This window comes from Nocardia sp. NPDC006630 (assembly GCF_040611495.1).
Taxonomy (GTDB): domain Bacteria; phylum Actinomycetota; class Actinomycetes; order Mycobacteriales; family Mycobacteriaceae; genus Nocardia.
Genome location: NZ_JBEXOK010000009.1, coordinates 127650 through 150917, shown reverse-complemented (window position 1 = coordinate 150917; position 23268 = coordinate 127650). Strand labels below are relative to the sequence as shown.

The 23268-nt window shown below is 66.8% G+C and carries 23 protein-coding genes; 12 read left to right on the top strand and 11 right to left on the bottom strand.

All coding sequences use genetic code 11. The features are described 5' to 3' along the window. Positions 1–11: 11 nt before the first annotated feature. Complete coding sequence (locus ABZX86_RS26875) at positions 12–1700, bottom strand: FUSC family protein (RefSeq protein ID WP_355127430.1); 1689 nt, start codon at positions 1698–1700, stop codon at positions 12–14. Next, positions 1697–2296 (bottom strand): TetR family transcriptional regulator, encoded by a 600-nt coding sequence (locus ABZX86_RS26870; RefSeq protein ID WP_355127429.1) that lies wholly within the window; start codon positions 2294–2296, stop codon positions 1697–1699. Before ABZX86_RS26870 ends, ABZX86_RS26875 begins: the two co-directional genes overlap by 4 nt. A gap of 79 nt (positions 2297–2375) precedes the next feature. Between ABZX86_RS26870 and ABZX86_RS26865 the strand changes: the two genes are divergently transcribed. The 4 genes from ABZX86_RS26865 to ABZX86_RS26850 all read left to right on the top strand — a co-directional run bounded on the left by ABZX86_RS26865 (position 2376) and on the right by ABZX86_RS26850 (position 8508). Then, positions 2376–2999 (top strand): phosphoribosylanthranilate isomerase, encoded by a 624-nt coding sequence (locus ABZX86_RS26865; protein ID WP_355127428.1) that lies wholly within the window; start codon positions 2376–2378, stop codon positions 2997–2999. Positions 3000–3103: 104 nt separating this feature from the next. Continuing rightward, positions 3104–3727 carry a DUF3159 domain-containing protein gene (locus tag ABZX86_RS26860; RefSeq protein WP_355127427.1) on the top strand — a complete coding sequence of 208 codons (624 nt, stop codon included), beginning with the start codon at positions 3104–3106 and terminating at the stop codon, positions 3725–3727. Continuing rightward, positions 3724–6882 carry a cytochrome P450 gene (locus ABZX86_RS26855; RefSeq protein ID WP_355127426.1) on the top strand — a complete coding sequence of 1053 codons (3159 nt, stop codon included), beginning with the start codon at positions 3724–3726 and terminating at the stop codon, positions 6880–6882. Before ABZX86_RS26860 ends, ABZX86_RS26855 begins: the two co-directional genes overlap by 4 nt. Positions 6883–7515: 633 nt before the next feature. Then, positions 7516–8508, top strand: coding sequence for a zinc-binding dehydrogenase (locus tag ABZX86_RS26850; protein ID WP_355127425.1), 993 nt, complete (start codon positions 7516–7518; stop codon positions 8506–8508). Positions 8509–8579: 71 nt separating this feature from the next. Here the strand turns inward: ABZX86_RS26850 and ABZX86_RS26845 are convergent, their stop codons facing one another. Beyond that, on the bottom strand, positions 8580–9578 hold the full coding sequence (locus ABZX86_RS26845; protein WP_355127424.1) for a sigma-70 family RNA polymerase sigma factor: 999 nt from the start codon (positions 9576–9578) through the stop codon (positions 8580–8582). A gap of 270 nt (positions 9579–9848) precedes the next feature. On the opposite strand from ABZX86_RS26845, the gene ABZX86_RS26840 reads away from it, so the two are divergent. The 4 genes from ABZX86_RS26840 to ABZX86_RS26825 all read left to right on the top strand — a co-directional run bounded on the left by ABZX86_RS26840 (position 9849) and on the right by ABZX86_RS26825 (position 12541). Then, positions 9849–10226: a VOC family protein gene (locus tag ABZX86_RS26840; protein WP_355127423.1), complete on the top strand. Its 378-nt coding sequence runs from the start codon at positions 9849–9851 to the stop codon at positions 10224–10226. 6 nt (positions 10227–10232) lie between these two features. After that, positions 10233–10673, top strand: coding sequence for a Clp protease N-terminal domain-containing protein (locus tag ABZX86_RS26835; RefSeq protein ID WP_355127422.1), 441 nt, complete (start codon positions 10233–10235; stop codon positions 10671–10673). Positions 10674–10948: 275 nt separating this feature from the next. Next, positions 10949–12280, top strand: coding sequence for a S8 family serine peptidase (locus ABZX86_RS26830; RefSeq protein WP_355127421.1), 1332 nt, complete (start codon positions 10949–10951; stop codon positions 12278–12280). 9 nt (positions 12281–12289) lie between these two features. Next, positions 12290–12541 carry a hypothetical protein gene (locus ABZX86_RS26825; RefSeq protein WP_355127420.1) on the top strand — a complete coding sequence of 84 codons (252 nt, stop codon included), beginning with the start codon at positions 12290–12292 and terminating at the stop codon, positions 12539–12541. Positions 12542–12568: 27 nt separating this feature from the next. Here the strand turns inward: ABZX86_RS26825 and ABZX86_RS26820 are convergent, their stop codons facing one another. Further along, positions 12569–13543, bottom strand: coding sequence for an LppP/LprE family lipoprotein (locus tag ABZX86_RS26820; RefSeq protein WP_355127419.1), 975 nt, complete (start codon positions 13541–13543; stop codon positions 12569–12571). 338 nt (positions 13544–13881) lie between these two features. On the opposite strand from ABZX86_RS26820, the gene ABZX86_RS26815 reads away from it, so the two are divergent. Beyond that, entirely contained in the window at positions 13882–14442 is a 561-nt protein-coding gene (locus tag ABZX86_RS26815) for a hypothetical protein (RefSeq protein ID WP_355127418.1), read from the top strand. Between the two features lie 35 nt (positions 14443–14477). Here the strand turns inward: ABZX86_RS26815 and ABZX86_RS26810 are convergent, their stop codons facing one another. The 3 genes from ABZX86_RS26810 to ABZX86_RS26800 are packed head-to-tail and all read right to left on the bottom strand — an operon-like array spanning position 14478 to position 16451. Further along, the gene (locus tag ABZX86_RS26810; RefSeq protein WP_355127417.1) at positions 14478–15050 is read right to left on the bottom strand and encodes a dihydrofolate reductase family protein; all 573 of its coding nucleotides are present in this window, start codon (positions 15048–15050) and stop codon (positions 14478–14480) included. 25 nt (positions 15051–15075) lie between these two features. Then, positions 15076–15810: an SRPBCC domain-containing protein gene (locus ABZX86_RS26805; RefSeq protein WP_355127416.1), complete on the bottom strand. Its 735-nt coding sequence runs from the start codon at positions 15808–15810 to the stop codon at positions 15076–15078. A 2-nt stretch (positions 15811–15812) separates the two neighbouring features. After that, positions 15813–16451, bottom strand: a complete 639-nt coding sequence (locus ABZX86_RS26800) for a helix-turn-helix domain-containing protein (protein WP_355127415.1) — start codon at positions 16449–16451, stop codon at positions 15813–15815. Positions 16452–16569: 118 nt separating this feature from the next. Here ABZX86_RS26800 and ABZX86_RS26795 point away from each other — a divergent pair, with 118 nt between their 5' ends. Both ABZX86_RS26795 and ABZX86_RS26790 read left to right on the top strand, forming a co-directional pair. Then, on the top strand, positions 16570–17199 hold the full coding sequence (locus ABZX86_RS26795) for a TetR/AcrR family transcriptional regulator (RefSeq protein WP_355127414.1): 630 nt from the start codon (positions 16570–16572) through the stop codon (positions 17197–17199). After that, entirely contained in the window at positions 17192–18646 is a 1455-nt protein-coding gene (locus ABZX86_RS26790; protein ID WP_355127413.1) for a CoA transferase, read from the top strand. Before ABZX86_RS26795 ends, ABZX86_RS26790 begins: the two co-directional genes overlap by 8 nt. 18 nt (positions 18647–18664) lie before the next feature. Here the strand turns inward: ABZX86_RS26790 and ABZX86_RS26785 are convergent, their stop codons facing one another. Continuing rightward, the gene (locus ABZX86_RS26785) at positions 18665–19306 is read right to left on the bottom strand and encodes a hypothetical protein (protein ID WP_355127412.1); all 642 of its coding nucleotides are present in this window, start codon (positions 19304–19306) and stop codon (positions 18665–18667) included. Positions 19307–19525: 219 nt separating this feature from the next. On the opposite strand from ABZX86_RS26785, the gene ABZX86_RS26780 reads away from it, so the two are divergent. Then, positions 19526–20026: a hypothetical protein gene (locus tag ABZX86_RS26780; protein ID WP_355127411.1), complete on the top strand. Its 501-nt coding sequence runs from the start codon at positions 19526–19528 to the stop codon at positions 20024–20026. 85 nt (positions 20027–20111) lie between these two features. On the opposite strand, the gene ABZX86_RS26775 is transcribed toward ABZX86_RS26780, so the two are convergent. From ABZX86_RS26775 to ABZX86_RS26765, 3 genes are all read right to left on the bottom strand, one after another. Continuing rightward, entirely contained in the window at positions 20112–21341 is a 1230-nt protein-coding gene (locus ABZX86_RS26775; protein WP_355127410.1) for a cytochrome P450, read from the bottom strand. A 107-nt stretch (positions 21342–21448) separates the two neighbouring features. Continuing rightward, complete coding sequence (locus ABZX86_RS26770; protein WP_355127409.1) at positions 21449–22618, bottom strand: P1 family peptidase; 1170 nt, start codon at positions 22616–22618, stop codon at positions 21449–21451. Beyond that, positions 22619–23242: a TetR/AcrR family transcriptional regulator gene (locus tag ABZX86_RS26765; RefSeq protein ID WP_355127408.1), complete on the bottom strand. Its 624-nt coding sequence runs from the start codon at positions 23240–23242 to the stop codon at positions 22619–22621. Between the last annotated feature and the right edge of the window lie 26 nt (positions 23243–23268).

The window sequence follows — 23268 nt, the reverse complement described above, 5'->3', positions numbered from 1 at the left end:
TCGGCGCAGGGTCAGTGCCGGTTCCGGTGGGCACGGGCATGGAAAACGTCGCGGTGTGTGGCGACCACATCGGGCCAGAGGGCGTGCGCCCCGGCGCGGGTGAGGCCGTCGGCATGGAGAACATCGAAGGTCTGCCAGGCGTCGAGTGCGTGGTGAGTTGCCTTCGCGCGCAATGCCTGCGGTGGTGCTCCGGCGGCTGCCTGCAGTTCCGCGGCCGCGGTGGCGGCATTCCGCAGTGCGTCGGTCAGATGGGTGATGGTGACGGGCCGCCGGAACATATAGGCGGCGACCAGTGCGATCGTGGCGCCGAGGGCTGTTTCCCAGGCTCGCGGGCCCATCGACTGAGCCGCGACGCCGGGGTGCGCGAGCTCGGGCATCAGTAGCGCCAGGGGAGTGACGAAAGCTACTGCGACGCCGTAGTTTCGCGGGAAGAACAGCTGTGCCACGAACATGCAGACGGCGATGACCGCGAGGAGCCCGGCGACATTCGGGGCGATCCAGAGCACCGCGGCGGTGACGGCGATGCCGAGCAGCGTGCCCGCGGCGCGCTGCAGGGCGCGGTGGAAGATCATGGTGGTGTGCGCGCCCTGCAGGACCGCCGCGGTGGAGACGGGCACCCAATACCAGTGCGGCATATGGGCGCCGAGAGCCAGGGCGGCGGCCAGCGCGGTGGGCACTGCCATGCGTTCGGCGTGTACGCGGGCGATCGAGTGCCGATCGGTCACGTGGCGGCGTATATCTCGCAGCAGGCTGGTGCGTGAGTGTCGCCGGTGTGACCGGCCGCCGGGTGCTGTCTTGCCGTGGCAAGTTGTCGTCGCAGCCGCGATCGTCGCATCGACGGGCCGACCTCCCGCCGTTGCGGCGGATGCCCGAACCCTCTTCCCACCGGCGAGGGCGGCGAGAGTGTCACGACGGGAGTTGTTGGCGCCGTCGTTGATCAGTGCCGTGCGATCGCCGATCAACTCGTCGAGGATCAGATCCGCCTGCTCCGCAAGGAGAGTGAGCCGCGCGACCCGGTGGTGCTCGCGCGCGGGCAGCGACAGTGCCGTCTGGACGGCTACGGCTGCCGCATGCCGTGCCGCGTCTTCTCCGGGAGTGCCCATTGCGCCGGTGAAGCGCGAAAGCTGAAGGTAGGCATGGGAGATCGCCGCGCGGTACGGGCGGGCCGGGGACGCCACGACGGAGAGCGCGGTAATCGCTATCGCGAAGCCCGCACCGGCGGCCGTCCACAGCGCGCGCTGGCCGGCCTGGTGCGGTTCGACGGGCAGCGCCAGCGCGATGCTCGACGCGATCAGGATCAGGATCATGCCGGGTTGCCCGGCGCGGGCCACGTCGATGACGAAGGTGGCGAGTCCGGCGACAACGGCAATGAGAACCGCTGCGACCCAGAGTGATCCCGCGACGGCGGAGAACACTGTGACACCCGCGACGATGGCGAGACCGGCCGCGCCGCTGATGCGCAGGCGACGTGCGCTGGGCTCGCCGATGCCGTAGACGACCGCGAATCCGCCTGCGACCGCGAGCAATCCGGCGGCTCGACCGGCAAGGGCGTTCACCGCGAGAAACGGCACCACGGTGGCGAAGAGCGCCAGCACGGCGGCCTCCCAGGCCCAGGGGCCGGGCCGGTGCGCTACGAGCGCGCGCAGCAGCGGCGGATGTGCCGGGGCGGGCGGGAATTCGGTGGCGATCGCGTGGGTCATCGAATCGCACCGGTGATCACGAATTGCAGCGTATTGCCCAGGACTTCCTCGAACTGCGCGGCGGGCAGGGAGCAGGCCGGTTCGAAGCGGAAGACATAGCGCTCCATGATCGTTCCGATGAGCAGGCAGCGCACCAGCGCATTGCGGGACGGGCCGGTGCCCTCATCGCCGAAAATGGCACGCAGCGGGGTGGCCAGCTGCACGTCGAGAACCGATCGCATGATCTGCTCGCTCGGCGCATGCGTCATGGCCGAGCGCAACAGCGCCTGCCAGGGATCGTCGGCGCTCATGTGCTCCCACCGTTCGACATAGCGCCGTGCCAGCCGGGCGCCCAGGCCCTCGAGCTCCCCGGGCAGGACGTCGTCGCGTAGTCGGAGATCACTGACGATCTCCCGGAACAAGGCCTCTTTGCTGCCGAAATAGGTGATCACCAGTGCCGGATTGACATCGGCGTCGGCGGCGATGGCGCGAATCGAGGTCTGGTCGAAGCCGCGCTCGGTGAAAAGCCTGCGCGCGGATTCCAGGACGCTGCGGCGGCGGCCCTCCGGATCGTGCGTCCGCTTGCGCTTGGTGGTGTGGTGCTCAGCGGTCGCCATCCTGTCAATCTAAACGCATGTTTAAAAAGAGTCTATGTGGGTTGATTCACTCCCGGGTACGGGCTGGTTAACTGGCCGTGTGGCTAACCCCTTCATCAAGATCTGCGGTTTGAAGACCGAAACGGATGTCGACGCGGCCGTAACCGCCGGGGCTGACGCGGTGGGGTTCGTCTTCGCGCCGGGGAGTCCGCGCACCGTCGACGCCGGCACCGCTCGGCGTCTGTCCGAGCGGGTACCGGCGAATGTGCTCACAGTAGGCGTCTTTCGCGGTCAGTCCGTGGCGGAGATCCGGCGATTCGTGCGCGAGAGCGGTGTGCGCGCAGCGCAGTTGCACGGGGAGGAGGGGCCCGAGTTCTTCGAGGCGATGCGAGATGAGGGAAAGACATTGCTGCGGGCCACCTCTCAGCATGTCGAGAAGTGCGGAGAGTACGGCGAGGATCTGCTCCTGCTCGATGCGCCCGATCCGGGTTCGGGCACACCGTGGAATTGGGGATCGGCGCAGTTCTCCGCGCCTGAGGGACAGTGGTTGCTGGCAGGCGGCCTGAGCCCGGCCAATGTTCGCGAGGCCCTGGAGCTGACGGGCGCCTGGGGCGTCGACGTCTCCAGTGGCGTCGAGAGCGCGCGCGGTGTGAAGTCGCCGGACCTGATTCGCGCGTTCATCGCGGCGGCCCGCGACGGCAGGCCGGTGACCTCCCGGAATTGAGTCCGGTCCGTGGGTCGCCACGCTGCGGTCATCCCTCGCGCGGGGGACCCGAGATCACCCGCTCGAGCGATGTTCCGGCCGGTTGCGCTGGTTAGCGTGGCGGTATGGAGCCTGCTCAGGAAGTAACCCGGCGGCAACCGCTCGCCGGCCCCCTGCGGCAATTCGAGCGCAGACATGTGATCGATGCGCTGGTGCCCAATAGCGCCTTCCTGCTCGGATATGTCATTGCGGGACCACTGATCGGGGTGACCGCGGCGCTTGTCGTGGCCTCGGTGCTGGTGCTGGTGCGGGTGTTGCGCAGCGAGCAGTTGCGACTGATCGCGATGTCCTTCGGCGCTGTGCTGCTGCAGGCCGCCCTGGTGCTGGGCACGGGGGAGGGCCGCAACTTCTTCCTGTCCTGGTTGGTGGTCAATACCGCGCTGGTTGTCCTTTTCGCGGGATCGCTGGTCCGGGGCCGCCCCATTACCGTGCGCATCGCGCGGCGCGCCGGATTGCCGGAGGACCCGGAGATTCATCAGCGGCTGACCGGCTACTGGCTCGGACTGTGGGCGCTGCACCTGGCGGTAGGGCTGCCGCTGTATCTAGCGAATCAGGTTGTCGCGCTGGGTGTTGCGCATTTTGTGCTCGGTCTGCCCCTGCTGTTCGCGCTCGCGGTGCTGTCGTGGCGTCTCCTCAGTCGGCCCGCCGCACCCGCACCCGCCCTTTACCACCGAGAGGAAGTTCGATGAAAACGCAGTCCAGTACCAAGATTCCGACTCTCGGCCGGGCACGGCTGCCGGTGTTCGGCGATATCGGCGGTTTCGCGGGGCAGCGCACGGCATTCGAATTGCCCTCGGCCTTCGGTGAACTCGGCAGTCTGATCTCCGCCAACCGGTTCGGGCGGCAGGTGCTGCTGGCCGGACGGGTCGATGTGGTCAGTGATCTGTGTGACGACTCGCGGTTCGTCAAATTTGTCGGCCCGGCGCTGAAACTGTTGCGCGGCAATATCGGCGGCGGATTGTTCACCGCCGACAATGCGGACCCGAATTGGGCGAAGGCCCACAACATCTTGATGCCCGGCTTCGCGATGGACGAGATCGACAGCTATCACCCGGTCATGCTCCGGGTCGCGGACGCGCTGATGGGCAAATGGGATGCGGCGGCAGATCGCAATCCCGTCGACGTTGTCGGTGACCTGACCGGATTGACCTTGGACACCATCGGATTGGCCGGATTCGGTTACGACTTCGGGTCCTTCGGCAGGGCGACCTCGCACCCGTTCGTCGAGGCGCTCCGTGAGGTGCTGACGAGCACTCAGCAGCGACTGCGACGTCCACCGGGCAGCGATCGGCTGTTCCGGCGGCAGGATGCCGCGCAGCGCGAGCAGACCTCGGTCATGTTGTCCACCATCGATGATGTGCTGCGGGCCCGCCGAGAGCGGGATGACACTTCGACCGATGACCTGCTGGGGCTGATGCTCAATGCGGTCGATCCGCGGTCGGGCGCGGGGCTCGACGACACCAATATTCGCGATCAGATCGTCACCTTCCTGGTCGCCGGGCACGAGACAACCTCGGGCGCACTGTCTTTCGCGCTGTACGAGCTCGTCAAGAATCCGGTCGCACTGGCCCGGGCCACCGCGGAGGTGGATGCGCTGTGGGGTGCGGCCGACAATCCGCGGCCCACCGCCGATGATGTGCGCGGATTGCGTTATGTACGACAGTGTCTCGACGAATCGCTGCGGCTGTGGCCGACGGCTCCCGGATTCAACCGGGTCAGTGCGACCGATTCGATGCTGGCCGGCCGTTACCCGGTTCCCGCCGGACAGCAGGTGCTGGTGGTGCTGCCCGCGCTGCATCGCGATCCGTGCTGGGGTGAGAATGTCGATGCCTTCGATCCCGATCGCTTCACCCCTGAACGCACCGCGGCGCGCCCGGTGCATGCCTACAAGCCCTTCGGGACCGGCGAACGTGCCTGCATCGGAAGCCGTTTCGCGGTGCACGAGGCCACGCTGGTGCTCGGACTGCTGTTGCACCGCTACGCCTTCGACGATCACCGCAATTACCGGCTGGAGGTCGCGCAGACGCTGACGGTGAAGCCACGCGGGTTCACGCTGCGGCTGCGTCGCCGTACTCCGGCTGAGCGGGCCGTTGCGGAGCTGCCCGCCGCGATTGCCGTCGAGAGTCCGAAAGCGTTGCGCGCCAAGGGGGCACCGCTGACCGTGCTGCACGGTTCGAATCTCGGCGTCACCGCGCGGTGGGCCGATACTCTCGCCGCCCGCGCCGCCGAGGCGGGGTTCACGGTGCACCGGGGCAGCCTTGACGATGCGGTCGACTCACTGCCGGCCGATCATCCGGTGCTGCTGCTCGCCGCATCCTACAACGGCCGGTGCACCGACGATGCCGCGCGGTTCGTCGAGCGGCTCGAGCATGCCCGGGACGGCGAGTTCGACGGTGTGCGGTTCGGTGTTCTCGGTGTGGGTGACCGCAATTGGAGCGCCACCTATCAGCGTGTGCCGACCTTCATCGACGAGCGGCTCGCGGCGGGCGGTGCGCAGCGGCTGGTGCCACGCGGTATCGCGGACGCCGCCGTGGGGCTGGCTGTCGCCGCGGATCCATGGATCGAGGAGGTGCTCGGCACCCTGCTGCGCGAATTCGGTGAGCCGGTCGAGGGGCCGGTCGGTGCCATCCCCTCGGGTCATCGGATCGTGAAAGTCACTGCTACCGATGCCGCTACGGCGTTGACCGCCGGATTCTCGAGCTTCACCGTGGCGGCCAATGAGCCGCTCACCGATCAGGGTCGGCCGGGCCGCACCAAAACGATGCTCCGTCTCGAGCTGCCCGCAGGAAGCGAGTACCGCACCAGTGATCAGCTTGTGGTGCTCGCCCCCAATCCCGATCGGCACGTCAAAGGCGCGCTCGCCGCGTGTGCGCTCGAGGGTGAGCAGCTGGTTGTCGTCGAACCGACGCGTACGGCCGGTGAGTCCCGCATTCCGGCCGGTATGCCGATCACCGTGGAAGATCTGCTGCGCCACACCGTCGACCTGCGTATCCCGGTCTCGGACGCGATCGTTCGCCGACTGGCCGAGCTCAATCCCTGTCCGCCGGAGGCCCGCGCGCTGGCCGATCTGGCCGAGTCGGCGGCCGAACTCGCCAGGCCCACTCTGATCGAGCTGGTGGAGCGGTATCCGGCGCTCACCGGTCGCATCGATCTCGCGACGCTGCTCGACCTGCTGCCACCCCTGCGCCCTCGCACGTATTCGATCTCCTCGAGTCCGGCGGCGAGTCCGCGGGCTGTCGAACTGCTCGTCGCGGTGGTCGAATCCGAGGTGGGTGAGCGCGGCACCGGATCCGGCTACCTCGCCGATCTCGCGCCCGGTGATCGAATCCGGGCGCGGTTGCAGCCCTGCCGTGAGGTCTTCCGCGTCGATCCGGCCAGTACGGTGCCGACGGTGTTGATCGCGGCCGGGAGTGGGCTGGCGCCGTTCCACGGCGTTATCGCGGACCGGCTGCACGCTCTGCGTCAAGGTGTGGAATTAGCGCAGGCCACACTGTATTTCGGCTGCGATCATCCTGATCTGGATTATCTGTACCGGGATGTGCTGGCCGCTGCCGAAACCGCAGGTGTGGTGCGTGTGCGGGCTGCGTTCAGCAGACAGCCCGTCGAGAACGCCCGCTACGCCCAGGACCGTCTGGCGCAGGACGCCGACCAGATCTGGGCTCAGCTGCAGGCGGGTGCGCGGGTTTACGTCTGCGGTGACGCGCGTCGTCTCGCGCCCGGTGTGCGCGAGGCGCTCATGCGGATCTACCGCGACAACACCGGTGCCGATGCCGGCCGAGCCCAGCAGTGGCTCGGTGACCTTGGGCAACAGGGGCGCTACGTCGAGGACGTCTACGCGAGCTGAGGCGCCGCACCGAATAGTCGAAAGTACCTGTCCCGCCTGCGAATATCGCAGGCGGGATTTTCGTCGTCACCCTCTCGGATGGTTTCGCATCCCCCTCGAGAGGGATATTCATACGGAAAAGTCGGTGAGAATTCAGGGTTGTGGATCACGAATGTCTTATATGAATGGCGAATTCGATTTCTATACAGGTGAATTCACGGGACGCGTTAAGTGATCTCTCAGCTGCGGTAGGCAGAGTGGGCCGTGTCAGCAGCGAAATGTAATGGCTGGCAGTGTATTCCACTATTGAGAGGCGATCGAATGATTCCCGTTATTATCAACACCGGCAGCGCTGCTCTCGGAGGTCTGCTGAACACCGGAAGCGCGGCACTGGGAGGGATCCTCGGTACGCTCTGGACCGGTTCGTTCGGCTGACAGTCGCCGAACGAGGAGTCCTGGGCGGCAGCCCTGACAAGGCGCCCAGGGTGCCGGAATACGAACACCCAGGACTCGGCCGGTCCGGAACCAGTTTCCGGACCGGCCGAATTGTTTGTGCGGGGCTGTCGATTCCTTTGGGTGGCGGCGGTGGTCTACATGGTGGAGGTGCGGCACAGGCCGGCCTCGCTCACCCGGTCGAGTAGAAAGCCGAGTACCTTGACGCTTCCCACCACCATGCGCGCCCTGCGGCAGATGTCCCTGAACGGTCCGCAGGACCTGCGCCTGATCACCGATGCACCGGTACCGGTCCCCGGCCGGGACGAGATTCTGCTGCGAGTTACCGCCGCAGGCGTCAACTTTCGCGATGTCTCGCAAACCCGGGGGACATCCGGGGGTGGCCCGCAGCCGCCGTATCTGGCGGGTTTCGAGGCTGCCGGTGAGATCGTCGCCGTAGGCGCGGCGGTGACCGGTCTGGAACTCGGATCCACCGTAATCGGTGTCGGATACGGCGCTTTCGCCGAGTACATGGTCCTGCCCGCGGCCGCAGCGGCGCCGGTGCCGCCGGGCTGGACCGCCGAGCAGGCGCTGGGCCTCGTCGTGAATCTGCCGACCGCTCTGGCCGCACTCAGGCCCCTCGGTCAGATCGCTGCCGGGCAGACCGTCCTCATCCATGCCGCAGCGGGTGGCACCGGCCAAGCCGCGGTGAAAATGGCCAAACACTATGGCGCGACGGTCATAGCCACCGCCGCGCCGAGCAAGCACGACACCGTGCGGGCTTTGGGCGCCGACCACATCCTGGACTCCCACACCGCCGATATCGCCGCCGAAGTACTGCGGCTGACCGGCGGCACGGGAGCCGATCTGGTGCTGGAGTCGCCCGGCGGCGCCACCTTCGCCGCGAGTCTGGCTGCCGCCAAGCGCGTCACCGGCCGAGTCATCGTCTTCGGCCTGGCCGGCGGCGAGGCCTCGATCACCAACTGGGACCTGGTATATCAGCACCAGGTCCACCTCATCGGCCTCAATATCGGCGTGCTGATCCAGACCGCACCACAGATCTTCGGCGAACTCATGGGCGAGCTGTTCGGGCTCATCGCCAGTGGCGTCCTCGCTCCGGGAGAGCCGACCTCGTACGAATTGGCCGACGGCCCCAAAGCTCTCGCGGAGCTGGAAAGCCGTGCGACCGTGGGCAAACTCGCACTGGTGCCCTGAAGTGGTCATCGGGCGGGTGCCGCGGCGCGATGGCCGATACCGCTGCCGTGCGATGGCGGACACGCTCGCGGTCAATCCGCGAGCGTGTCCGGGAAACCGAATGTCGTGGTGATCAGTTCGGGATGGTGGAACGCGACCGCACGGGTCACACCGGTGGCGGTGGTTTCGAGCACCACCACGCCGTATGCCTGGAGTCGGCCGTCCGGGTCACGGTGGTAGACAACAGCGGCGGGCTGGCCATTGGCGCTGGTCGGGAGCATGTGCCAGTCACCGGGGTCGCCGAGTACGTACTCGGCGAGCACGTGGATGCACATCGTCCGCCCGGCCTGCCAGTCGCGGAACGGCGTCGCCTCCAATGTGGCGTCCGCGCGCAGCACCTGCTCCAGCAGGACGGCATCGGACTGTTCGAAGGCGGCGATGTAGCCGTCCAGCAGAGCGCGGGCTCGCGGATCGGCCGGTTCGAGCAGTTCCGCGGGCTGGGGTCCGAGGTCGTCCAGCCGGGCGCGGGCGCGCTGCAGGCCGCTTTTGACTGCGGCGGTGGTGGTTTCGAGGATCTCCGCGGTTTCGGCCGCGGAGAACGCCAGCACCTCGCGCAGGATCAGGATGGCGCGCTGGCGGGCGGGCAGGTGCTGCAGGCTCGCGATGAGGGCCAGTCGCACCGATTCGCGCGCGACTACCACCACCGCCGGATCGTCGTCGGCCGGGAAGATCCAGCCGTCCGGCAGCGGTTCCAGCCATGAAACCTCGCCTGGCGCAGCGGGACTCGGCGGGCGATCGGGGCCGTCGTAGGGTCCTGCCAGGCCCGAGGGGAGAACTCGAACTCGTCGCGATTGCAATGCGGTCAGACAGACATTGGTGGCGATTCGATAGAGCCAGGACCGCATCGACGACCGGCCTTCGAATCCGGCGTAGGACCGCCAGGCCCGCAGGTAGGTCTCCTGCACCAGGTCCTCGGCGTCGTGGGCCGAGCCGACCATCCGATAGCAGTGCGCCAGCAATTCGCGGCGGAATCGCTCGGTCTCCGCCGCGAACCGGTCCTGGTTCGGCGCCGGCCGCAGATGCGACGTCATGCGCCGAGCCTAAGCTGCCGGAGGCCTCCCGGCCGGTACACACTCGCTGCTGACTGCCTGCCTGCCATGCGCGTCCTCCTTCTTCGGGGCCGGTCCCACGGGACGGAACCGTTCGCCATTACGACCGGAGCGCCTCATAAAAGGAATCGAATCCCAGGTCAGGACACCTTCGAAGACTCGGCGAGAGGTTGCGGGATCGCTCGTCCGCCGCAACTATGGCGGTAGTGGCGAACTCCGGGGCGAGGCCGGGGTGATGAGTATGGGAGAGCTATGACCGCGATCGCGCGTTTCGGAGCGATTTCGCTCGACAGCCGAGATCCTCGACGTCTCGGGCAGTTCTATCGAGCATTGCTGGACTTCGAGATTCGATACGAATCCGAGGAGCTGGTGGTGCTTCGAGGCGACGGAGTGACGCTCACAATCGAACACGTAGCCGACCATCAACCACCGGACTGGCCCGGCAACCAGGTCCCCAAACAAATGCACCTGGACCTCTTCGTGACAGACCTCGACACCGCCGAGCGGGCGGCCATCACCGTCGGTGCGCTCAAGCCCGCTTCCCAGCCCTGCCCGGACCGGTGGCGAGTCCTGCTGGACCCATCGGGTCACCCCTTCTGCCTCACAGTGATGACCAGCGGCGGTGAGTGAATCCTGATGTTCGAGTTACTCGACGACAATGCCAAACGGGTCATCCTGCTGGCAACGAAAGAAGCCGAAGCGCTGGGTGACGATCACATCCGTCCCGAGCATCTGCTGCTCGGCATTCTGAGCGCGCAGAAGACACCGGCCTTGGCCGAACTCATCAGGTCCATCGGCCTGCGGGTGGACCGCGCCCGACTGGACATCACGCCGATCGATCCGAACCCCGGAACCCCCGCCGGAATCCTCCCGTTCGACGACGACGCCAAACACGCACTGCGACAAGCGCAGCGCGCAGCCCTCTCGCTGACGCACACTCACATCGTTCCCGAACACCTACTCCTGGGAGTGCTCGGCACCGCCGCCAACGACCGCGTCCGCGCCGCAGTCGAACCACACCTGTCGGTCACCGAATTCCGACTCCGCGTCGACCAAATCCTGCGCGATGCAGACTGATTCCGAGAACGGATTCACTCCTCAGACAGTTCGTCGATTGAACCGAGTGCGACGATGTCGTTGGCGCTGTGGGCGAATTCGGTATCGAGGGTGATCAGTTTGTCTGCCTGTAGCTGCGAGCCAGATGCACAACAGCGCTGCAATCAACAACGAATCTGGTCACTGCGCCCGCTCCTGTCCTACCGCGAGGTTCCGCCTTCGATCGCTTCCAAGGATATGGTGCGAAGTTTCCGACCTGCGAGCGGTCTCGGGCGAATGGCGGCAGGATGGCGGGTATGCGTCTTCTGATTCAGCTTCGCCCGGCGGCCGAACTGGTTGCGGCAGTGGCAGATCCCGGGGTCACGGTTCGCTCTTCCGACATTCTCGGCGAATCGGGCGGGCTTGTGCTCGATGATTCGTTCGCGCCGATTGTGGTGCCCGGACCTGCGCCCAGTGGTTCGGCGGGGCCTGAGTACTCGCTGGCGCCCGAACATGCGACGGTGCTGGTGCGTGGTGAGATTCCGGATGACGACGTTGCCGCGGGGATTCGGGTGCTGAACCAATCACCCACGATCACAGGGGTATTCGCGGATCCGGTGATCGAGACGTGCCTCACGTGCGGCGGTGATCGGGCGGTCGGGAACTGGCACGATATCGAATCCCGGCTGCACGTCGATCAACTCACCGCTGCCGGGCTCAACGGTGCGTCCGTGGCGCTCGCCATTGTCGACACCGGTATCAATGCGGCGTTTGTCGGAAAGGTTCGCGGCACACCGCCGATCATCGACAAGACCCGCAGCTGGAATCCCTCGGGAGTGACCGGTACGGCGGGGGAGTTCCCCGTGGCGCACGGCTCGATGTGCGCATTCGACGTGCTCATCGCCGCACCGCAGGCGACGCTGCTCGATATTCCGGTCATGCAGAGCACCCGGCACGGCAGCACGGTCATGGACGGGCTCCTGTCCGATGCCGTCGCGGCCTACGCGCAGCTGCGCACCGTGCTGAGCAATCAGCCGGATTCCTCACGGGCACTGGTGGTCAGCAACAGCTGGGGGTCGTTCTCGCCGCAGTGGGATTTCCCGGTCGGCAATCCCGGTAACTACTCCGACAATCCCGCGCACCCGTTCAATGTCATTGTCGGATCACTCGAAGCCGCCGGGGCGGACATTATCTTCGCCGCCGGAAATTGCGGCCGGGACTGCCCGGACGCACGCTGTGCCTACCCGAGTCAGCCGATCGGCGGCGCGAATTCGCATCCGAGCGTGCTGAGCATCGGCGGTGTCGATGACACCGGCACCCGGGTCGGCTACTCCTCGCAGGGCCCGGGTCGCCTGAGCGCGCAGAAACCCGATATCTGCTCCTACACACACTTTCTCGGGTCGACGGCCTTCGGCGCGGGCGAGCCCGATACCGGCACGTCCGCCGCCTGCCCGGTGACGGCCGGTGTGGTCGCCGCCATCCGCACCGAATGGTCCGCGACCGCACTGCCGCCCGCCCAGCTGCGGGCCCTCCTGCGCAGCACCGCCACCGATCGCGGAACCCCGGGCTTCGACAACGATTACGGATTCGGCGTCATCGATACCGCCGCCCTGCTCACGCAGCTGCGCAGCACCGTCCCGCACGCGTAGCGTGAAACCATGCCGCTGCTGACCGTCCGGCTCGCCCAGGACGCGACTCTCGAGCTCGCCTTGCGCACCCTCGGGCTCGCCGTGAGCGATGTCGACGCCGGTTACGGTCTGGTTCCACTCGATCCGGCGCAGGGTCTGTACGCCCTGCGCGTCACCGATTCCGCCGCATCTCGCCTGGCGACCGCCGACGACGCGGGGGTAGGCGTCTTCGCCGACCCCCGCATCGAACCCAGCCGTGAGGGCCCCGAATCTGCTGAGTGAGAACGCATTCGGGGCGCCTCGCGACTGTCAGCGGCAGATCTTGGCGGCGACGTCGGCGGGGACGCCGATCTCGGTGCAGTGCAGGGCGCTGCCCAGATCCGCCGGTTTCCACCCGCCGTCGGCCGCGACATAGTGGAACAGGACCTGGGCGCGATTGACGGTGTTGTTGTGGGTTCCGCTGTGCGCCATCGCCCAATCACCGGCACAGTCGATCTGATCCTCGAGCTCGATCGGCTTCGCCAACCGCGACTCGATATCCGTACCCTTCAATGCCGCGAGCAGGGTGGTCTTGGAGACCGGGCACGCGGCCGGGGCCGGGGCACCTCCCGAATTCGGATCCGTTGCCTGCGTGGGGAAGTCGCGATCGGGAGTCACCGTGTGATTGTCCGAGCCCAGCGTGAGCGTGACGGTCACCGGCCCGCCCGAGGGGCAGCAGCTGGCATCCTGACCCGCCAGCCAGCGGTACTGCACCTGCACGCTCCGATCCGACGACCCGACCACCGTCGTATAGGCGGTCGAATTCTTGGTCGCGGTCCCCAGATAGCCGGCGTGATTGAACAGCATCACCTGCCAGGGCGAGCTCGCGGTGCCGTGCGGTGTCCCGGCGAGCACCCACAGCAGGCTGGGGCAGGAGCCGACCGCGGCATCGGTGCCGCTGTCCGCGTAGAACCCATCGCCGCCGACATTGGCGCCGAGCCTGCCGAGCGCCGCGGTGACCACCCCGGAGGTGAGGTCCACGCATTTGCCGTTCCCGGCGGTGGCGGGAGCATCATTGCCACCGGGCTGCGCGCCGCCCGGTGACTTTTGTCCGGAACCCGGTGACTGCTGCCCGCCGCCCGGTGATTGCTGGGTGGTCGATCCCTGGGCCGATCCCGGCGGGGCGGCAGTGACGGAAGGCGACGCCGACGACCCCCCGGCCGCAGGCGTCGTCGTGCCGTCCTGGCATGCCGTCGCCAGGGCCACCACGGCGATCGCCGCGATGATTCCGACAATTCGCTTCATGCGCTTCCTTCCACTCGGTACTACCCAACACGTCGCGCCGGAGACGAAAAACGTTGCGCCCCCGCTTTTATGGGCATACCCGGCGGACACCGTGCTGTCGAAGTCGGCGACGGGCCGCGCCGGCGAGTTATCCCGCCGGTTATCGTTGATTCATCACGTGGCGCCGGTGCGCAGATACGGCTCCGGTCCGCAGTGGGAACGGGGCGGAAACAGTGTGGCGGTTCTGAGGGAGAATACGGACATGAGTGACGCGGTAAGACAGAAGTTCAGAGATCAGCCCGGGCTACCGCCAGTAGTTGCGATGACGGGTGCCACGGCATCTGTCGGCGGTTAGCTCGATGTCGGACCAGGAAGTTCCGGGACGGGGATCCCTGCCGGGGCCCGGCGGGAACCGGTTCGATGCGGTGGAACGGTTGCGCCGGAAGCTGGAAGGCCTGAAGGCCGCCGAGACCGGTTCTCCCGAGGCGGGGCCGGACGGTTCGAAACTCACCCGCCTGCCGCGCCGCCCGCGGCGGATGACGGAGGAAACCGACGAGCGTCCCCGCAAAACGTGGCATTCGGAAATCGGCTCCGTCTACGATCCCGCACCGACCAGGCCGGTACTGCGATCGGAACTGCAGCGTGAGACCGGATGGTGGCAGGTCGATCCCGGCCAGGCCCCGCATTCCGCCGCGGCCGATGAGCCGGGCAGAGCCGAGCATGACGCGAGTGTCATCGATCTCGGCGCGGTACGACGGAAACGAGCCGGTGACGACGCCCCGGCCGCAGGTATGCGGCGTATGCCCAGACCGCGCCGAATCGGATCCGATAAAAGCGAGGAATCGGGCGGCGATCCGGACGGTGGCCAGAGCGGCGACCCCGGTTCTCCCCAGCCGGGCGGACGTTCTCCGCGGCGCTGATTTCTGCTTCGTCACAGGTGGATTCGCGGTTTTTGTCAGTGAATGACGTCGAAGACGTTCTTCTGCAGGCCGTTCGAGTAGGTCTCGGACTCGACCAGCTTCAGCTTCTGCGTGTCCTTGTCCGTAGTGCTGAACAGCCGCTTGCCCGCGCCGAGCAGGAGCGGGAACACGAGCAGGTGGTAGCGGTCGATCAGGCCCGCGTCGGACAGGCTTTGGTTCAGCGCGGCGCTGCCGTGGACGATGATCGGGCCGCCCTCGGTCTCCTTCAGCGCGGCGACCTGGTCGAGTGAGCGCAGGATTGTGGTCTCGCCCCAGTTCGAGACCAGGTCGTTCTCGGTGAGGGTGGTGGAGACGACGTACTTCGGCATCGTCTTGTAGTCGGCGAAATCTTCCATATCGGGCCATACGGGGCTGAAGGCCTGGTAGCTGACCCGGCCCAGCAGAATCGCGCTGGATTCCTTCTGTTCCCGCCCTTTGATTTCGAAGGCGTCGGGGACGAATTCGATGTCCTTGAAGGTCCATCCGGAATTGCGGTAGCCGGGTTCGCCGCCGGGGCCCTCCACGACGCCGTCGAGCGAGATGAAGGCGGTGCTGATCAGAGTGCGCATGGTTGTCTCCTGTGGTTGGTGAATGTCAGCTGACGAGCTTGGTGAGCCACTGCTGCCAGGCGGCTTCCGCCCCAGCGGTTTTCGGTGCGAACAGGTGATGGAACATCAGCGCCATACCGGTCGGGCCCTGGTGGAAGGAGTAGAGCCCGTCGGCGGTGCGAAGCCCGATGCGCTCGTCATCCGCCCAGACCACTTCGCCGTCCAGCGGCGGCAGTTGCTCCGGCGCCGCCTGCGCGCGTGCGCCCACGGTGAGCGGGGAGGGCAGTGCCAGCCCGCGCAGGAGCGCCGCGCGCACGTCCTGCGCCGACTTCCCGTGTGCCACAGCGAAAACGGGGACTCCGGTGCGACCGGGGAAGTGTGTCAGGTACTCCTGCAGCGTGTGCAGGTGGAAGGGCCAGCCACGGCGCAGGGCGTCGTACTCGTCCTGCCAGTTGTCGCCGAGCATGCCGCTCTGCACGACCCGCAGTACGGTGCTGCCGCCCTCACGGCCCTCGATCAGATACTCGAAGGCCATGAACCGGCCGTCCTCGGCGGCGGCGGTGCGAGAGGCGAGACGCTTACCGGGCTCGTAGGCGGTGATCACCGCTTCCTCCCGATGGCCGCCGGTGTCCATGGCGGCCACCCCGCCCTCGCATGGCTCGATGTCATTGCGCCCCATGAACCAGGAGTCGACCCCCGGTCCCGTGGCGATGGCCTCCCAGACCTGTTCCGGGCTCGCCGGCAGTGTCGTCTCCAGTTCGATCTCGAACGGATGCGGCATTGTCAGTTCTCCTGTCCTGCTTCGGTTTCGGAAATTTCCGGCAGTTGTCTCGGGGCTGTCGGCGTGGCCGGGATCTGGTGGAGTCCGACGACCACGCGGTGGGTGCGCCCTCCCGCGGCGGACTCATCGTGGTAGCGGCCGACCAGGGTTGTCACCGCCTGGGCCAGCTCCTCGGTGAACGCCGCCCGATCGGCCGCGGAGGCGAACCGCACCTGGGCGTCGATACCGAAGGTGGCGACCCGCTGTTTCGCGCGCTGGGCGCCGGTCAGCAGTGCGCCGACCTCCTGCAGCAGCCGGGAGCCCAGGGCCAATAGCCAGTAGCCCGACAGCTGGTCGGGGGACCGGGCCGGGTCCGGACTGATGGCCCCCAGCGCGCTGGGGGAGATCACGTACGAGCCTGCGGTGGCGCGGTACACCCGCTCGGTGACATTGCCCTTGCGGCGTTCCACCTCGAGCTCGACCAGCCCGTGCCGTTCCAATTCCTTGAGGTGGTAGTTGACCTTCTGCCTCGGCAGCCCCAGTCGAACGGCCAGCATGGCAGCCGAGCCGGGCTCGGCCAGTGCGGCGAGGATCCGGGACCGGATCGGGTCCAGGGACGCCTCGGCCGCAGCGGGTTCTTCGATCACTGCTACGTCCAGCACGGCTCCATCCTGCAACCGACGAAAAAAATTGTCAAGGACAATTCTGTTGTCATTGCAGGTAAGCGAAATAGATCCTCTTAGGTATCCGATACTTATCGGTATCCGTTATGCTGTGCGGGTGCCCAAAGGTGTCACCAAACGCAGACCCATCACCGTGACCGCACTGCTGGATGCGGCGCTGGCGCTGTTCGCTGAGCAGGGATTCGGGGCCACGTCGATCGCGGAGATCTGCGCGCGCGCCGGATTGACCAAGGGCGCCTACTACTCCAACTTCAGCGATAAGGACGAACTATTTCTGGCGCTGTTCGACCGGGAGTGGAACGTCCGGCTGCAGCGGCTGCGGCAGGCGCTGCCGTCCGGTACGGACGGCAGCGCCGCACTGAGCGATTCGGCGCTGCTGCCGACGGTGATGGATGAGGCGGAACGGCGGTGGCTGCTGGTGTCGGCGGAATTCGGTCTGCACGCGGTACGCCGGCCGCCGCTGGCCCGGATGCTGCTCGAGCACGAGGCGCGCGGGCGCGCGGCGCTGGCCGCCGTGCTGACCGAGGCGCTCGCGGCCGCCGGGCGCGTACCGCTGCTACCGGTGGCCGACCTCACCCGGCTGATCGTGATGGTCGTCGAGGGGGAGAACCTGCATACTCTGACCGAGCACGCTGCGGGACATGCCGAATCGACCACTGCGCGTTGGGGACTCGTCGAAACCCTGATGGATCGACTGTCCGCTCCCGAAGGAGACATAGATGACTGACCAGGCAATCAGCCCGGATATCGCCGCCCTGGACCACGTGGCCGCCCTGGACGGCCTACTGGCGAACCTCGGAATCGCGGCCGAAAATGTCGGCGGCAGTGTCAGTTTCGACGGTCAGGATCCGATTCTGCCGGCCCGGCATCGGCTCGGCGCCAGTATCGGTATTCCGATCATGGCCGCGGCCGTCGGCGCGGTCGCCCTGCATCGCCGCCGCGGGGGTCCGGATCAGGATGTGCGTCTGGATCTGCGGCAGGCCGTGCACGGCATCACCCCGCATGCGTTCTGGCATCCCACGCTGGCCGGTGAACTGCCGCCGCATCCACTGGTCGCGGACAATCCTTTTCTGCTCGCGCCCTACCGCACCGCGGACGGTCGCACGGTGATGGCGTCGGGCGTCTATCCGCACCTGGCCGCGAAATGGTGCCGATTCCTCGATGTCCCACCCGATTACGCGAAGGTCGCCGCCGCCTTCGCGACCCGCGAGGCGGCCGAACTCGAGGAATCCGCCAATGCGGCCGGGCTGCCGCTGTGCATCGCCCGCACCCCCGAGGAATGGCTCGCCCACCCGCAGGGCACGCTGCTGGCCGAGCAACCGGTGATCGGTCTGCGGCGTATCGGCGATGCCCCTGTTCACGATTTCGGCCCTGCCGCACGGCCTTTGGATGATATCCGGGTGCTGTCGTTCACCCACGCCATCGCCGGACCGACGGTCGGGCGCACCCTCGCCGAGTACGGCGCGGAGGTGCTGTGCGCTACGCGCCCGAACGACTACGAGCACGACTTCATCTATGCCGAAGCCAATGTCGGCTCTCGCAGTGCGTATCTCGACCTCACCACCGATGCCGGGCGTGAGCGCGCCGACCGGCTGCTGGCCGACACCCACATCGTGGTCAACAACCATCGCGGCGACAAACTCGAGAAGCTCGGCCTCGACCCGGAGCAGCTCGCCGCCCGCTATCCGGGCATCATCGTCGTCTCGGTGAGTTGCTACGGTTCCGAAGGACCGTGGCGCACCCGCGGCGGCTTCGATATGAATGGTTCGGCGGCCTCGGGTCTGATGACGCTCGAAGGCAGCCCCGAAAACCCGAAACTGCCTGTCACCGGGATGATCAACGATTTCATCACCGGCTATATGGGAGCGATCGGTGCGCTCGCCGCACTCGGCAAGCGAGCTGGTGAGGGCGGCTCCTGGCACGTCACCGTCAACCTGACCCGCACCGCCATGTGGTACCAAACCCTCGGCCTGGTCGACCCCGAGGGCGCCGGCATCGGTGACCAGCACACGCTGCGCGAACCCGCCGCCTACGATGCCCCCAGCCCGCTCGGCGACATCCACATGCTCGCCCCGCCGGTCCAGTTCTCCCACTTCACCCCCGCATGGCCCGACCCGCCGCTCGTACCCCGTGGCTCCAGTCGGCCCGAATGGCAAGCCGGCAAGCGTGAGTGACACTCGAATCCGCCCATGTCAGACGGTAGCGGCATGCCCGATAATGATGTTGCCGTACGAGTTTCGTGCATAGACCTGCACGGTGTCCTGTCCCTGACCGACCGCCGCCAGCTGGTTGTGCACGCTGCCGTTACGGGTGGTGGTCTCCAGCCGTGCCGTGCTGCCCGGGCTGATGCCGACTTCCAGTTCGCCCATGCATGTTTCGAGCTCGAGCACACCGTGTGAGGCTTCGCCGATGCGGATATTGCCCTTGGCGGTCTTCGCGGTGACCGATCCGCGCACGCGGTCGATGGTGATATCGCCTGCGGCCAGCTCCAGTTCGCAGGGCCCGAGTTCGCCGACGCTCCGCAACACGCCCATACCGGCGATGGCTGTGAGCCGGGAGCCGCTGGGGACCTGAATGGTGACCTCGATCGAGGGGTTGCCGCTGAAGGGCGTGTAGGTGCGCCACCCCTTCGGCGTTTTCACGGTGAGGGTACCGGCGGAGAAATCGACCTGCGTGTGCGTGGCAGCGCGCACGTCGTCTCGCTTGGACTGATCGGTGGGGTGGATGTCGACGACGGTGTCGGTGCGGTCGGAGGCGACGACGGTGACGTTGCCGTACAGCACATCGACGGTGATGGCGATCGGTTCCGGTGTGGCGAATGCGATGTTGTTCATGTGAATACTGTCGCGAGTAGCGCTGATACCGCCCTGATGCCGACCTGACACGTCCGAGATCGGGTGCGAACTATGAGGATCTGGACTGAAAGTGCTCTAACGCTTGCTTCGGGTAACCGTTGGACAGGTCTCGTCAGTACTGTCGGGGGTCGTGCGGCGTCCCGGCCGGGTGGCTGTGACATTGCGCGACAGATTTACTCGAACGCAAAGGATGAGTAGTTGACGTTTCAGAAGACTGGACGCATTGCGATCGCGGCGCTGGCTGCCGTGACCGTGCTCGGGTTGTCGGCGTGTGGCAGCGGTGACAAGACGACGAGCGCCAAGCCCGCCAAGACCTCCACGTCGCAGACGGTGGCCGCCCAGACCTTCCCGCCGGCCCCCACCGCGGCGGACCTGAACACCGCAATGCAGAGGGTGCTCGACCCCAGCGTTCCCGACTCCGAGAAGCTTGACCTGATGCAGGGCATGCAGGCGGACCCGGGCCTGCCCACGCGGATTATCGACGCCTACAAGCAAAACAATGCCACCATCACCGTCACCAGCGTCACCGACTTGGGCAACGGCACCCTCACCGCCGACGCACAGGCCGCGATCAATGGCGGCGCACCGCAGCAGGCCGTGGTGCCGTTCGTGGTCGAGGACGGTAAGTGGAAGGTCCAGAAGGAATGGATCTGCAACATCCTGACCCTGGGCAACCAGAGCTCGCCCGCCTGCAGCTGATTCGGGTGCGAATGGTCCGCGCCGAGGATCGCGCGGACCTTTCGGTGCTGTAGTGGAGTGCGCGTTAGGGCGGATCCGCTTGGGGCTAGGGCGATTCCAAGTGGACCGGGAGTTGGGCGTGGCCGTTGGAGATGAAGCTGCCGACTGTCTTCAGGGTGGCGGGGGCGGCGGCGAGGGTCAGGGTGGGGAAGCGGGTGAAGAGCGCGGGCAGGGCCACTGTGGCTTCGAGTCGGGCCAGGGGAGAACCCAGGCAGTGGTGGACGCCGTGGCCGAAGGCCAGGTGCTGGTCCTTGGTGGTGCGGGCCGGATCGAACTCGTCCGCGGTGGGGCCGTGCACCTTCGGATCGCGGTTGGCGCCGGCGTAGGACGCCAGAATGGGGTCGCCCTTGGGGATGAGGCGGCCTTCGATATCGATGTCCTCCACGGCATATCGGAGCGGGAGGTGGGCGACGGGCGCTTCGAAGCGAAGGGTCTCCTCCACCAGATCCGTCCAGGAGACGCGCCCCTCGGTGACGGCGGCGCGGTGCTCGGGGTGGGTGAGCAGCGTGAAGACCGCCTGGTCGAGCAGGTTGACCGTGGTTTCGTGGCCGGCGTTGATTATCAGCATCAGGGTGTCGACGAGTTCCTTCTCCGACAGCCGGGAGCCGTCGTCCTCGTCCCGCGCCGCGATGAGTTCGCTGATCAGGTCGTCGCCGGGGGTCTCCCGCTTGAGCTGCACGATTTCCGTGACCAGGCCGTACATTTCGACGTAGTTGGCCATGCCCTCCTCCGGCCCGAGCGAGCCGTCGAAGAATCCGTCGACGCATGTGCGCAGCGCCGGATTGCGCTCCTCCGGTACCCCCATCAGCTCGCTGATCACCTGGATCGGCACCGGATAGCAGTACGCCTCACGCAGATCGACCACCGTGCCCGCGGGGGTCTGCGCCAGCTGATCGAGCAGGCCGGAGGTGATCGCCTCGATACGGGACCGCAGTGCGGTGGTGCGGCGGTGGGTGAAGGCGGGCGCGACCAGTTTGCGCAGGCGACGATGGTCGCTGCCGTAGGCGGTGAACATATTGTCGACGGCCACCCAGGGCAGCAGCGGCCACTCGCCGGTGATCTCGCCGTTCATGTACGCCGTCCAGTGCTGCGCAGCGTCTTTCGAGACGCGCGGGTCGGTCAGCAGACGCTTCAGGACGCCGGCATCGGTGACCGACCAGGCGCGCACGCCGCCGGGCAACTCGACCAGGGTGACCGGACCGCTCGCGCGAATATGGGCGGATTCACCCTGGATATCGGAACCCATGGGGTCCAGGACAATCGGCTGTGCATTCATCGTATTCTCCTCACAACTCCGACAGCAGTCTCCCGCGTTGCGCGGACAATGTCGATGGTTGTGCGGTTGCCCCAAATGTGCTGTGTGGCAGTTGCTTCGGGTACGAACTACCCCTCCACAAGCGCGGCGAGCAGCTGATCGTGGGGGAGCGCGGGGGAGTGATGGCCGTCGCGGCCGGTCATATCGGTATTGACGATGAGGCTGTTCAGAACAGCTTCCTCGACTGCTTCGACGACGGCGGTGTAGAGGGAATCCATACGGTTCCAGGGCATTCGGGCGGTGGTGACCAGTTCGTCGCCGCTGGGATCGCCGATCGGAAACCCGGTGTCGGAAGCGCGGTCGCCGGCCGTGGAGAAGGCGAGGAACAGATCGCCGGAGAAGAGGCTGCCGGTGGTTCCCGTGCGCGCGAGCCCGAACGGGACTCGGCGGGCCATGGCCTTGCACTGCAACGGTTCGAGAGGGGCGTCCGTGGCGAGGATGACGATCACCGAACCCGAACCGCCGGGCGCGGCCGGAACCTGGTCCGGCGCCGTGCCCCAACTGGTGGACTCCTGCGGATTGGCCACCGTGAGCCGCTCGCCGACGCGCCGCCCTCGAATCGTAAGTTCTTGTCGCGAGCCGAAATTCGCCTGTAGGAATACCCCGACGGTGTACGTCTGCGCGCCGAATTCGACGAGCCGGGACGCGGTGCCGCTGCCGCCCTTGAAGGCATAGCAGTTCATCCCGGTGCCGCCGCCGACTGAACCCTCCTGAACCGGACCCGACTGTGCCGAATCCAATGCGGCCCCAACAAGTTCCGGCGTGACATGCTGGCCGTTGATGTCATTGAGGTAGCCGTCCCAGGTCTCGGCGCAGACCGGCAGCAACCACTGCCGGCTCAGATCCGGTCGCACGGCATTGATCCAGCCGATGGTGCCCGTGTGACAGGCCCCGATGGCATGGGTATTGGAGATTGTCACAGGCATCGACAGCTGGCCGACCTCGTCGATCCATGCGGTGCCGGTCATTTCGCCATTGCCGTTGAGCGAGTAGCGCCCCGCGGCACAGGGCCTGCCCACACCGTCCCGGCCCCGCGGCAGGATCGCCGTCACTCCGGTTCGCACCGGCCCGTCGCCCACTCGCAGCGGTCCCACACCCTCGATCAGGGTCCGGTACCCCACCTCGACTCCGGGAACATCGGTAATGGCATTCCACGGTCCGGGCGTCCCCGCCGGATGCAGGCCGAGGGCGCGGGCCCGGGGTCGTCCGTCGGGGGAGAACGATTGAGACTCGGTCATTCAGAAGCCTTTCGACGGGGTCGCAATATCCGGGCAGCAGGTCGCTGTCCGGGCATAGGAGCAAATCAGCTGAGCGGCACGGGCTTTGGTCACCGACCGATTCCCGGTGACGATGTGCAGGCCGTATGCGTCCTCCAGGGCAACCAGATTCGCGGCCACCTCCAGGATCGGCGCGTCGATCATGAAGTGCCCCTGGGCACTTCCGACCTCGAGTGCGCTCATATAGACCGCGACCTGCGTGTCGAACAGCGCAGTGATCAGATCGCCGTGTTCGGCCGCGATATTGCGATACGCCACCAGCCGGTACAGCGCGACGACCAGTTGGTCGTTGTCGTCGGCGGGCAATCCGGCCCAGATCAGCGCCCCGATCTTCGCCCTGGCATCCGGGATGTCGGCGACCATGGCCAGGCGCGCACCGAAGAATCGATCGCTCGCCTCCCGGTGGACTTCCCGCAGCAGCGTGTCCAGATCGTCGAAGTAGTAGTGCACCGTCGCGGGTGAGACGCCCGCGAGTTCGGCCACGTCCCGAATCCGGAGCCGGCCGACCTCGCGGTGGGACACCGCCGTCAGCGCAGCGTCGAGGATGGTGCGGCGTGCCCGCACCTGATCCTTCCGGCGTGCCATCCGTTCCCTCCCGTTTCTTGCCTTGA